This is a genomic window from Gillisia hiemivivida (assembly GCF_007997295.1).
Classification (GTDB): Bacteria; Bacteroidota; Bacteroidia; order Flavobacteriales; family Flavobacteriaceae; genus Gillisia; species Gillisia hiemivivida.
Window position 1 is genome coordinate 58,209 of record NZ_VORY01000012.1, and the last position, 12,734, is coordinate 70,942.

A 12,734-nucleotide genomic window follows, 5' to 3' on the forward strand; every position below is an offset into this window, starting at 1 on the left:
GCGTTGCGCTCTGAATGACAACCTTTTTCTAATTTCGAATATTCAGAAACGTTTTCAAAACTATTCTTTTTTCTGATTTTCATATTTTTCAGAATATCGGTGATATAATTCAGTTTGATGACTTTCTAAACTCAATTCTCTTCCCTGTATAAATGCTTTTGTCAACTTATTAGTTCTCATATCCAAGGCATCACCTTCACTAATAAAAAGAGTCGCATCTTTTCCTTTCTCTAAAGTTCCTAATCTATCATCTATTCCTAATATTTTTGCATTGTTTAAGGTGATCAGTTTTAAGGCTTCTTCTTTGTCCATTCCACTTGCTGCAACGGTTCCTGCATAAAAAGGCAAGTTTCGGGTACTGGCTCGTTCCATTTGTCCGCTGCTTTCCAATCCTACTAAAATTCCTTTATCACTAAGTAGCTTTGCCAGTTTATAATTATAGTCATAATCTTCATCATCCTGGTTTGGAGTGCTGTGAGGACGTGTAGCTAAAACAGCTATATTTTCAGCTTTTATTAGATCTGCAACTTTTACTGCATCATATCCACCCACAATAACCATATCTTTTAAATTCTGATCTTTTTTAAACTGAATAGCATCCACAATTTCACGTTCTCCATCTACATGAACAAACACCTTTTTTCCATTGGTAAAAACAGTTTCCATAGATTTAAAAGGCAGGTTTTCTTGCTTTTGTTCTCCCGCCATATAAGCTCTGGAATTATTGAAGAATTGTGATAGTTTTAAAATGTCTTCAGCATATTTTTCATTTGGCTTCAAACCTCTTTCTTCACCTAACCACCATTTTCCTCGTTTAAAGCTATTTGGCCAATTAATATGTAATCCATTGTCTTTCTTTATTGCAGCGTCTTCCCAGTTCCAGGCATCAAACTGAACAATAGAAGAAGTCCCAGAAATAGTTCCTCCTCTTGGAACTATTTCTCCAATTAAAACTCCATTTGGCCTCATACTTTCAACGATCTGACTTTCAGCATTATAGGCCACTAAGCTTCTAATATGTGGCAACATTTCACCAATTTCGTCTTCATCGTCTGTAGGTCTCAAAGACGCAATTTCTACTAGACCGAGTGTAGTATTAGGTGCAATAAAACCTGGATACACATGCTTGCCTTCAGCATTTATAATAGTCCCGCGGTATTGCATTTTTGTAGTGGTAGCATCTAAAACCTGAGTTAAGATTCCATTTTCAAAAATTATAAGGCTGTTCTCTATAAGCTCTCCATTCCCAATATGCGCTGTAGCTCCAACTATAGTGATGGCTTCAGATTGTGAAGCAGCAGGAGTTTGCTGTGCGTTTATTGAACTAGTAATTATTAAAATTCCCAGTATAAATAATATATTTAATCTTTTCATCTTTTTCAATATTAGTAAGTTTCCAAAGTGTCACAACCCATTTTTTGATCTTCTTTTTTGGTAGCAGCTTGTGTTTTTGCTCCCCCGTTCTTCGCGGATAGCATTTGTCCCGTTAGCATATTTTTTTGCTGAGCAATTTCTTTTCGAAGTTCCTTATCTTTTTCAATATCAAAATAAACAGTTCCTTCAATAAGCGTTTTTTCAGCTTTGCTATAAATAGAAAGTGGATTTCCAGACCATAAAACTACATCTCCGTCTTTGCCAGTTTCAATACTTCCAACGCGATTGTCGATATGCAATAATTTCGCAGGATTAAGAGTCACAAATTTCCAAGCTTCTTCTTCAGAAATCCCTCCATATTTTACACTTTTTGCAGCTTCTTGATTTAATCTTCTGCTCATTTCTCCATCATCACTATTAATAGCAACAGTAAGACCTGCATTATGCATTATTGCTGCGTTATAAGGAATAGCGTCTTTTACTTCGTATTTGTAAGCCCACCAATCTGAAAACGTAGATGCTCCCGCACCATGTTCTTTCATTTTATCGGCAACCTTGTATCCTTCTAAAATATGGGTGAACGTGTTAATTCTAAAATCGAAAGCTTCGGCAACCTTCATAAGCATATTGATCTCACTTTGAACATACGAGTGACTACTTACAAAACGTTCGCCATTCAGAATTTCGATCAAGGTTTCCATTTCTATATCTTTCCTGTAATTTCCGGTTTTCTTAGCTGCTTCATAATCTCTCGCCTGACTAAAATAATCTGTAAACACCTGCTCTACACCCATTCTTGTTTGTGGAAACCTGCTTTTACTATCCCAATTGGATTGTTTTACATTTTCCCCAAGCGCAAATTTTATGAATTTAGGGGAGTCTGGAAAGATCATATCTTTTGCATTTGAGCCCCATTTTAATTTCATGATCGCAGAACGCCCTCCAATAGGATTGGCCGAACCATGTAATAGCTGAATTGATGTAACACCACCGGCAAGATTTCTATAAATATTGATATCTGTAGGGTCTATAACATCTTCCATAGTTACTTCTGCTGAAGAGTTTTGCCCTGCTTCATTAATCGCAGAAGCTCCAATATGGGAATGTTCATCTATAATTCCGGTAGTTAAATGTTTCCCAGAAGCATCTATAACTTTCGCTTTTCCAGAACTAATATTTGCTCCGATTTCAGCGATTTTTCCGTCTTTTATTAAAACATCTGTTTTCTCCAGAATCCCTTTTTCAGTATTGGTCCAGACAGTTGCATTTTTAAATAAAATATCTTCTTGTTTTGGTAGTTCCTTGAAACCGTATGCCATATTTGGATAGCTTAGGGACACAATTGGAAGAATACTGTCATTTTTATCTTCTTTCTTTTCGTCCTTTTCTTTTGATTTATCTAAAGATTTGGAGGCAGTGAACGAAGTTTCTTGACCATTACTTAAAATAGCTCGGCCATTTATTATATTAGTGTCATCAGTTACTTTTGCAATCAATCTTGTATATTCAGTTTTGGTTGAATCTGGCGACGACAATAATAATTGCATCCAGGTATCTGTATAAGATAACTTAGATTTGATCTTTGCATCTCCCAATTTCACTTCGGCTTTAGGAGAATTTGGTTTTCCTGTAATTTCCAGATCATACTTCTTTCCGTCTACTGCCAAAGAATATTTACCTTCAAGATTTACGGTATTCATGTTTTCTAAAACCACTTTTTGACCTTGTATCCAGTTCTCAAATAGTACCGTTTCTTTGTCAAAAATATCTCCTGAAGTAATTAAAAAATTCGCCCAAGCGCCTTGTTTTATTACCCCAAGTTTATTTTCTTCTCCTAGAAATTTTGCTGGAGTTGTAGTTAAAGCCGCAAGTGCTTTCTTTTTATCTAAGCCATAAGAAATAGCTTTTAAAAGGTTTTCCCTAAATTTCTTTTCATCTTTTAAATTTTGTGTTGTTAAGATAAAAGGGATATTGTTTTTGGCAAGCTGCATCAGGTTAGTTGGAGCCTGATTCCATCGCTTCATATCTTGCAAGCTCACGTTGCTTGCCATAAATGGATTTTCAAGATCATAAGCCTCGGGAAAATCCAAAGGAATAATAAATGTGGCGTTGGTATTCTTTACTTCAGCAATTCTTTCAAATTCATTTCCACTTCCAAAAATGAGATATTGGATCCCATATTCATCTCCAACTTTATCGGCTCTTAATTCATCTAATAAATTATCGGTCTTAAAAATCTGGGGTAAGGTTTTGTTTCTATTTAATGCTTCTAATGCCAGATCTTTGTTTGAAATATTCCCCTTTTCATACCATGCTGCATCTATATAGGTTTGTCTTAACAATGCCATAGCACCCATTATAGAAGTAGGATAGGATTGTATAGATTTTACACTTTTATCGAAGGAAAGAAAATTAGCCGATTTGTCTTTTAAAATACGATCTCCTTCAGACCCTTCAGCATTCAAGCTTACCAGCATTCCGGTTCCACGCATAATTCCATCAGCAAGATGAGTATTCACCGCTCCAAATCCGTTTTTCTGAAATTTTTCTGCTTCGGTCTTATCAAAGGTAAAAGACTCCAATGCATTTGTTTCGGGACGTATATGATCATTCCAGTAATAGCCTTCTCGGCTTGCATTATATTGTGGCTGTCCGTTCGCGCTTTCAGCTTTTGTTGGTTTTTTCATCCCAAAATCACTGTAGATCTCAATGAAAGATGGATAAATCGCTTTGCCTTTTAGGTCTATAACGATACTGTTTTTAGGAATTGCTATGCTCTTGCCAACAGCAGTCAATTTACCTTCTCTAACCGCGATCATCCCATTTTCTATAATAGTGTTAGGGTCTACATGAATTTTAGCGTTTTTGAAAACGGTGTAATTGGTATTTTTAGAATTTACACCATCATTGTTTGGAAAGTAATCTTGCGCATACAAGTTTAACCCAGAAGAAAAGACTAGGCATAAGAGTAGGAATTTTAATCTCATAAAATTAGTTGTTTAAAAGTAGTTTGCTTTTGAAAATTAGAAAGCGGAATTTAAGGATTATTTGTGGAACGATAAATTGGCTTAGAAAGCATTCTCCACATCGTCAAAATAATTAACGAGTAATGCGACCACATAACTATAGCTTTTCATTCCTTCCACTTGATTGTTGGCTTTAAGGAAACCATTATAAGTAACTTGAAAAATGGGCTCAAAAGGGTTTTTATGTATTTCCCAGAAATCCCTCACTTCTTTATAATTGGCTAAAATACCGGGATGTATTGTTTTTAAAAGTTCATCTGCCTTTATTCGATCTCGGACATAAAGCTCGTTTAAGCAGTAGCGCAATGCAAAAGTAAAACCTGAATATTGAAAATAAGGGTCAGGATGATTCATAGTGGCTAAACAGGCAATAAAGTTGGCTTCATTTTCCTTGGCAAATCCTAACTGATGACCTATTTCATGACTTGCAGTTGTAGGGATCTTATATTTTAAGATCTGAGTATTAACTTGTGCTTCGTTTGTAAGCGGATTCAAATACCCATTAAAACCCATATATGTTAGCGGAATGCTATATAAGGAACGCTTCAAACTTTTCCCTTGATAGGTTAATTTTGGAAAATCTTTTCCTAAACTTTCATAGCCTTCAATTGTTTTTCTGAAGAGTGTTGTCTTTTTAAATTTATAATCAACTTTAAGAGAATCATTATCCACTAAACCAGTATGTACCTGATTCGATTTTTTAATTAAGGTTTCTGTTAAAAGAATCAATTCTTCTGTAGTATAAGTGTTTTTGATCTTTAAGGTGCGGTGCAGTGGAAGCCTATAGTAATTGAAGCCCCAAAAAATATGGAAACAAGCATAGATAATAGAAAAAGTAGCAAGTAGGTCTAAAGACCATTTTCTAAAATCTTTGAACTTAGTTTTAAATCGGAGATATATCCATCGGAATATGGAGATAATAAAAAATGTATAAAGCAAATCACCAAGAGAAAAAGGGAAAATCCCAAGAGAGAATCGCATTATTTTAGCGATATAAGGATAGAGTCCTGTGCTGTACCAAGTCTCTACAAAAGTTGGATACGCCGAAATTATTTTAATAGCAATAATTTGTACTGGCAATAAAATGGCTAAAATGAGGCTTGTTTTGTTTTTCACTTCCTAAATAAATTCTAATATGCTGCTAAAAATTTCGTGGTTTGTGAATTACCAATATCTTTGTGAATATACCAAATATTAATACTATGAATGAAGAAATAAGAGCACAAGAACCTAAAGTTTTATGGAATAAATTCGCCGATCTTAATGAGGTTCCCAGACCGTCTAAAAAAGAGGAAAGGGTAATAGAGTTTATAAAAAGCTTTGGAAATAAACTCAAATTAGAAACGCTTGTAGATAAAGTTGGGAATGTGATAATTAAAAAACCGGCAACCGCAGGAATGGAGGATAGAAAAGCGGTGGTATTGCAGTCTCATTTAGATATGGTGCATCAGAAAAATAATGATACCAAATTCGATTTTGATACTCAGGGAATCGAAATGTATGTAGATGGAGATTGGGTAAGAGCAAGAGGAACTACATTAGGTGCAGATAACGGGTTAGGGGTTGCTACTATTATGGCGATACTAGAAAGTGATACAATAGAACATCCTGCTATCGAGGCTTTATTTACTATAGATGAAGAAACTGGAATGACGGGTGCTAAAGGTTTAGAACCAGGAATGTTGAAAGGAGATATTCTTTTAAATCTGGATACTGAAGAGGATGATGAAATAGGAATAGGTTGTGCAGGTGGAGTAGATGTAACTGCAACTAGGAAGTATACCCAAGAAGATGCTCCAGAAGATATGAGTGCTTTTAAGGTCACTTTGAATGGTTTACAAGGTGGACACTCCGGAATGGACATAATCAAAGGATTGGGAAATGCCAATAAATTGATGAATCGCTTGTTGTACAATGCTTCTGAGAACTTCGGAATTCGTATCGCTGAAATAAAAGGTGGAGGACTTAGAAATGCTATCCCCAGAGAAAGTGAAGCTGTGGTATTAATAGATGATTTCCAGATCAAAGCTTTCGAGTCTGAATTAATGGAGGATTTTGAAGCTATTAAAACTGAATTCGCAAAGCTGGAACCAAATATGAAGTTAGACCTTGTTAAGGTAGAGACTTCAATGAAGGTTATGGATCCAGATACTCAGGAAACCATTTTAAAAGCTATCTATGCCTTACACAATGGGGTATTTAGAATGAGTCCAGAGATTGAAGGTTTAGTTGAAACTTCTAATAATTTAGCAAAAGTTGAAATTAAAGATGGAGGCATAAACCTTAAATGCCTAACAAGATCTTCTGTAGAGTCCTCTAAGGACGATCTTACAAACTCTTTAAGAGCCGGTTTGGAACTTGCTGACTGTGAAGTAAATCTTTCTGGTGATTATCCAGGCTGGGCACCAAACAGAGATTCTGATATTTTAGAAGTATTAGATAATTTGTATTCTAAATTATTCAATGAAAAAGCAGATGTGGCTGCATGTCATGCAGGATTAGAATGTGGAATAATTGGAAGTCACTACCCAGAAATGGATATGATCTCTTTTGGTCCAACCATTAGAGGAGCGCATTCTCCAGATGAGCGTGCTAGTATTTCTTCTTCACAGAAATATTGGAAATTCGTTTTAGAGATCCTTAAAAATATTCCGAAGAAATAATTAGTAAGTACAGATGTCAGGTTGAGCCTGTCGAAACCTTTTATCAGTAAAGGGTTTGATTTCATATTTCGACAAGTTCAATATGACAATTGCTTTTACCTGTCATTCTGAAAGTAGCGTAGCGAATTGAAGAATCTCAATGAACTTCATAGTTTAAATGAGATTCCTCCTTCGTCGGAATGACAAAAAATTTCATTCTGAAAGTAGCATAGCGAATTGAAGAATCTCAATGAACTTCATAGTTCAAATGAGATTCCTCCTTCGTCGGAATGACAAAAAATGTCATTCTGAAAGTAGCATAGCGAATTGAAGAATCTCAGTGAAGTTCAAAGTTTGCATTCAGATTCCTCCTTCGTCGGAATGACAAAAAATGTCATTCTGAAAGTAGCGTAGCGAATTGAAGAATCTCAGTGAAGTTTATAGTTTGCATTCAGATTCCTCCTTCGTCGGAATGACAAAAAATGTCATTCTGAAAGTAGCGTAGCGAATTGAAGAATCTCAACGAAGTACATAGTTTTGAATGAGATTCCTCCTTCGTCGGAATGACAAGCTTATGACAATGAGATACAAAAAAAATCCCACTCCATATTGGAAGCGGGATTTTTAATATTATGAAAATCAGAGTTTATTTCTGAATTTCTACTATTTCTATTTCAAAAATTAGATCAGTATTTGGAGGAATTACTCCGCCAGCTCCTCTTTCTCCATATCCTAAATGGGAAGGAATAAAAACCAATGCACGGTCTCCAACATTCATCGCAGCTATACCATCCCGAAATCCAGGTATCATAGGTGCATCTGGACCATATTTTGTAGGCATTGGTTGGTATCCGCCTTGATCTCTTTTAGCAATATTGAGTGCTCCATTTTGTTCAGCAACATCTTGCCAGCTGGTGTCAAATAAAGTACCATCCTCAAAATATCCAGCATAATTTACCATTACCATAGATCCTTCTGGAATTTTCACATCTTCTCCTTTTTCTAGGTAATGAATTTTAATGCCACTTTCCAATTCTTTAGCTTCTTCTTTTAGAGCCATAAATTTTGAAGTGTTCTCTTTTTTCATTTCAGATCTAGCAGCTTCCACTTCTTCTTCTTTAACTTTAGCGTCTGCCAAATTAGATTCGAATGTTTTCGCAGCTTTAAAATCTTTAGCATCTTTTCCTTTTTGGATAATCTTTACGCTTTCTAAAACTACATCTTGTTCTGGCTTGTCACTGGCAACAGTCTTAACCATTCCGATACTGTCCACAACCGCTTGTCCTTCCATAACTTCACCAAAAATAGTATGTTTTCCGTCTAACCAAGGAGTGGGAGCCAAGGTGATAAAAAACTGACTTCCATTAGTGCCAGGTCCTGCATTGGCCATAGATAATGTTCCTTTTGAAGTATGACTTAAAGTATCTACTATTTCATCTGGGAATCTATAACCAGGATCTCCACTTCCTGTTCCGGTTGGATCTCCACCTTGGATCATAAAGTCTTTTATAACGCGGTGAAAAATTAGACCGTCGTAATATTTTTTACCTTTAGCTGTACTGTCTACCATTTTATGACTATCGCCTTCGGCTAAAGAAACAAAGTTGGCAACTGTAGTAGGTGTTGCTTTATAATAGAGTTCAGCTATAAAAGAACCCTTATTAGTGTTGAATTCGGCATAAAGACCGTCTTTAAGGTCTGGATAATCCTCTTTACAACTTACTAGGCCAAGTAGAATGGCACAAACCAAAAGCATGCTTAATCTTTTCATATTAATTAATTATCAGATTTATTAGTATTTATTTCTTGGGTAATCGAATGTAATGTTACTTCTGTAATTATAGGGATATTGGTACCAATTCTATCTTTATCACCATAATAACCAAATGCTTTGTGAGAAGGGAAGATAAAAGTGACGGTTTCGCCTTCCTTCATAAGTTTTAAACCTTCTCTTAAACCTCCGAAAAGATTTTCCCTATCCATAGCATATCTTTTTGTGGGAATTTCCCCAACATCATAGATATAATTTCCATCCAAGGCTTTTATATTATAATCGAATCTAACAACATCACCATATTCCGGCATTTCAACATTTAAAGAATCTGTAGATTTTTTGTTGTAGTAATACCAGAAACCATTGCTGGAAGCAATATAATCTTGAGTAGAATCCTGTTGGATCATTTTGAGAATAATCGCTTCTTCCTTCGCGACCAGTTTTTTATTTCTTTGGATAGATTCATTGATAAATGAACCCGAATTTTGGGTAACAGGTCTTCTGGCTTCCGGGGATTTACATCCCATTACACCTAGTATTAATGCTATTATATATAAAAGTTTTAGCTTCATAAACCTAAGTCTTCTTTATATTCTGGAAGCACGCTATTAAATTTAACAATGGTGTCTTCTAGAGAAATATCGCTTTTTCCACCTGCAGCATTTATGTGACCTCCTCCTTGGAAATGAGCTCTGGAAAATTGATTTACATTGAAACTCCCTTTAGAACGGAAACTTATTTTAATAATTCCGTCTACTTTATGTTCTATAAATATGGCAGCAAAAATAATTCCTTCTAGTGATAATCCATAATTCACAAAACCTTCGGTATCTCCTTTTCTGAAGTTATTTTGATCTAATTCCTCCTGAGAAAGGGTTATGTAAGCTGTTCTTAATTCTTTATTTACTCTTAGGTTTTGAAGTGCTACACCCAATAACTTCAATCTGCTTTCAGAAGAAGTGTCATAGATTTGCTGATGAATTTTGGCATTATCGGCACCTCTTTTAATAAGATCTGCAATTACCTTGTGGGTTTCACTAGAAGTAGATCTAAATCTAAAAGATCCTGTATCTGTCATTATTCCAGTATACAAACAGGTCGCAATTTCTGGGGTGATACTTTTGACAGCTCTTAATTTGTCTATAAATTGATACACCATTTGGCAAGTAGAACTCATAGTAGCATCACTGTACGTGTGATGTGCGTATGTAGAAGGTTCTGGGTGGTGATCTATCATTATAAAGGTGGCTTCAGCTTCTATTAAAGAATCCTGCATATCACCGGTTCTTGAAAGATCGTTAAAATCTAAGGTGAAGATAATATCTGCGTTAGCGATCAGGGGTTTACATAGCATATAATCCTTTTCAAAGATCATGATGTCCTCCTGTCCCGGCAGCCATTTTAGGAAATCTGGATAATCATTAGGAGCAATCACTGTAACGTCGTGTCCTTTTCCTTTTAGGAAATGATACATTGCAAGTGAAGATCCAATAGCATCTCCATCTGGTCCTTTATGCGGTACTATTACAATGTTGTTGGCCGTTGATAGGTCCGAGGTGATCTCTAAAATGCTTTGTTCAATCATATTTTAATTCCAATTAAAGCGCAATTACAGCAAAGGTGAAATATTCTATTCCAATTTCAAAAAAAAATCAAACTCGTTGAGAAATTTTCTATTATAAAAACTGCTGATGCAAACTTTAAATTTGATGGTGAAATTACAAAATATATATTTTATAAAATGATGATGATAGTGCTATTTGAAATTGTGATATTATAAAGAGATTAATACATCTATTTCTTTTTCTTCACAATAAAAAGACCATTATCTATATCACTTATTACTATGTTTCCACTTTCAAAAAAAGGATAAACATTCCATGCTCCGTTGAAATCATTAGAATTAGTTAAAGGGTAACTGTCAAAGAACCCTACTTCGCTTATGTTTTTGTTTTCAATATCTGAAATATCTAATACTCGCATTCCTCCAGTATAGTTAGCCTGATAAAACAAATTGTCTTTAACATATCCATTATGATCTATAGCGGGTAAGGAACCCGTATAGTTTGTATGTGATTTTGGATTGTCTAAATCTGTGAAATCTAAAATGAAGGTCTTGGTATTATTTCCAAATTTTAATTCATCTAACTCGTCTCCCACTAAAAAGAATTTCTGATCCTCTGTCAACCAACCTTGGTGGGTGTATCCCACATTTTCATAAGTAATTGATGAAATATTTTTCGGGTTGGATTTATCGGTAATATCTACAATAGCAACTTCATTTTCATTGCTTCCAATATAGATTTCCTTACCAATATAATCTGTATCTGGTCCATTATAAGTAACAACTTGTGCATCGTGACTATATCCATCTAAGGCATAACCTCCCGCGAAGGTTGGATTCAATGGGTTTTGGATATTAATAATGTGTGGGCCACCAGCAAAAGTATCAGAGCCTACGACATAAGCAAAGCCTGTAGATTCGTTGATCACAATATTATGTGCATGTCCAAATTCATTATAAGTAGCATCTGCTTGAAACGTAGCAGGGGCATTAGCAACATTCCTTAGTTTAGTTAGGTCAAAGATCTGCAATCCGTGACCTTCAGACTCACTTACAACAAAGGCATGATTTTGATATACCTTGATGTCCCGATGCAAAGCAGGAGGTGTTTGAGAAACCAATTTCCCTAGATAAACGGGTTTTGTAGGATTGGATATATCTATAAATGCAGTACCATTTCCAAGCCCCATTAAAACATATTCTTTCCCTGTGCTAGGATCTGTCCATCCCCAGGAATCGTTTGCAGAGATAGCATCAAATTCAGAAAGACTCATATGTGCCATTAGATCATAATCCTTGCAAGGATAAATTCCAGCCATTCCATTTTCACATGAGGCAGTTGGAATTAAAGGAGGCTCTATGATTTCTTCAGTTTCTTCTGATGGGATTGAGGAATCATCATTAGAGCATGAAAACAATAAAAAGCTGAGAAAGAAAATTAAAGTGGACTTTGTTAGGGAGACCTGATTTATTGGGGTTTTAATATTCATTTATTAAGGGTTTTTTAAAATTGTAAAAGTAAGTCTTCTTAAATATTAATGATAAAGGCATTAAGAGATTCCGCAAACCTAAGGTTTATAGATACATCAATAATAGTACCTTATCGAGGAAAACTATTAATACTGGCACAAATATTAAACACCAAGGTTATGGAGAGATAAAAATCTATAATAATCATAAAAGAAAAAGATAATCTTGCATAAAGTGTTCAAATGCGTACTTTTGCAAAAATTTTAAAAACCATAACATGGCTAAGAATAGAACTTTTACAATGCTTAAACCCGATGCAGTTGAAAACGGAAACATCGGTGCGATCCTTGAACTTATTAATACTTCAGGATTTAGAATTGTTGCAATGAAATTAACTCAGATGTCTCGTAAAGATGCTGAAACTTTTTATGCTGTTCATAACGAACGTCCATTTTTTGGGGAATTAGTAGAATACATGACAAGAGGACCTATTGTTGCTGCTGTATTGGAAAAAGATAATGCTGTAGAAGATTTTAGAACTTTATTTGGAGCTACAAATCCAGCTGAAGCTGCAGAAGGAACTATCCGTAAGAAATATGCTGCTTCTATTGGAGAAAATGCAGTTCACGGAAGTGATAGCGATGAGAATGCTAATATTGAAGCTGCTTTTCACTTTGCAGGAAGAGAATTATTCTAGAACTTTTTAGATAGAATTTAAAAAGCCGTTTCAGAAATGAAACGGCTTTTTTGCTTTATATATTTCAAATCATTTTCTCGATACTGGTTTTAACTTCCGTCATGCTGTCCCGAAGCATCTGGAGTTTCAGCATCTTTCATACGTCAATTTCCTACGCTAGATAAATTATTTCAAAAACGGGTCTCAG

General features: G+C 35.2%; 9 protein-coding genes. 2 read left to right on the plus strand and 7 right to left on the minus strand.

The genetic code is table 11. From position 1 onward, the window contains the following. Nucleotides 1–60: 60 nt before the first annotated feature. The 3 genes from ES724_RS10855 to ES724_RS10865 form a co-directional block, all read right to left on the minus strand. On the minus strand, nucleotides 61–1,374 hold the full coding sequence (locus ES724_RS10855) for an amidohydrolase family protein (protein ID WP_146932907.1): 1,314 nt from the start codon (nucleotides 1,372–1,374) through the stop codon (nucleotides 61–63). An 11-nt stretch (nucleotides 1,375–1,385) separates the two neighbouring features. Then, nucleotides 1,386–4,361, minus strand: a complete 2,976-nt coding sequence (locus ES724_RS10860) for an amidohydrolase family protein (protein WP_146932909.1) — start codon at nucleotides 4,359–4,361, stop codon at nucleotides 1,386–1,388. An 81-nt stretch (nucleotides 4,362–4,442) separates the two neighbouring features. Beyond that, nucleotides 4,443–5,516 (minus strand): DUF3810 domain-containing protein, encoded by a 1,074-nt coding sequence (locus ES724_RS10865; RefSeq protein WP_146932911.1) that lies wholly within the window; start codon nucleotides 5,514–5,516, stop codon nucleotides 4,443–4,445. A gap of 86 nt (nucleotides 5,517–5,602) precedes the next feature. Between ES724_RS10865 and ES724_RS10870 the strand changes: the two genes are divergently transcribed. Beyond that, the gene (locus tag ES724_RS10870) at nucleotides 5,603–7,063 is read left to right on the plus strand and encodes an aminoacyl-histidine dipeptidase (protein WP_146932913.1); all 1,461 of its coding nucleotides are present in this window, start codon (nucleotides 5,603–5,605) and stop codon (nucleotides 7,061–7,063) included. Nucleotides 7,064–7,688: 625 nt separating this feature from the next. Here ES724_RS10870 and ES724_RS10875 read toward each other — a convergent pair. The 4 genes from ES724_RS10875 to ES724_RS10890 all read right to left on the minus strand — a co-directional run bounded on the left by ES724_RS10875 (nucleotide 7,689) and on the right by ES724_RS10890 (nucleotide 11,870). Continuing rightward, complete coding sequence (locus tag ES724_RS10875; protein ID WP_146932915.1) at nucleotides 7,689–8,813, minus strand: peptidylprolyl isomerase; 1,125 nt, start codon at nucleotides 8,811–8,813, stop codon at nucleotides 7,689–7,691. 5 nt (nucleotides 8,814–8,818) lie between these two features. Continuing rightward, the gene (gldI, locus tag ES724_RS10880) at nucleotides 8,819–9,388 is read right to left on the minus strand and encodes a gliding motility-associated peptidyl-prolyl isomerase GldI (RefSeq protein ID WP_146932916.1); all 570 of its coding nucleotides are present in this window, start codon (nucleotides 9,386–9,388) and stop codon (nucleotides 8,819–8,821) included. Next, a complete protein-coding gene (locus ES724_RS10885; protein WP_146932918.1) occupies nucleotides 9,385–10,401 on the minus strand; it encodes a DHH family phosphoesterase in 1,017 nt (338 codons plus the stop codon). The genes gldI and ES724_RS10885 overlap by 4 nt, the downstream gene beginning before the upstream one ends. Before the next feature lie 209 nt (nucleotides 10,402–10,610). Beyond that, on the minus strand, nucleotides 10,611–11,870 hold the full coding sequence (locus ES724_RS10890) for a choice-of-anchor B family protein (protein ID WP_146932920.1): 1,260 nt from the start codon (nucleotides 11,868–11,870) through the stop codon (nucleotides 10,611–10,613). A 257-nt stretch (nucleotides 11,871–12,127) separates the two neighbouring features. Here ES724_RS10890 and ES724_RS10895 point away from each other — a divergent pair, with 257 nt between their 5' ends. Next, on the plus strand, nucleotides 12,128–12,547 hold the full coding sequence (locus ES724_RS10895) for a nucleoside-diphosphate kinase (protein WP_146932922.1): 420 nt from the start codon (nucleotides 12,128–12,130) through the stop codon (nucleotides 12,545–12,547). Nucleotides 12,548–12,734: the final 187 nt, after the last annotated feature.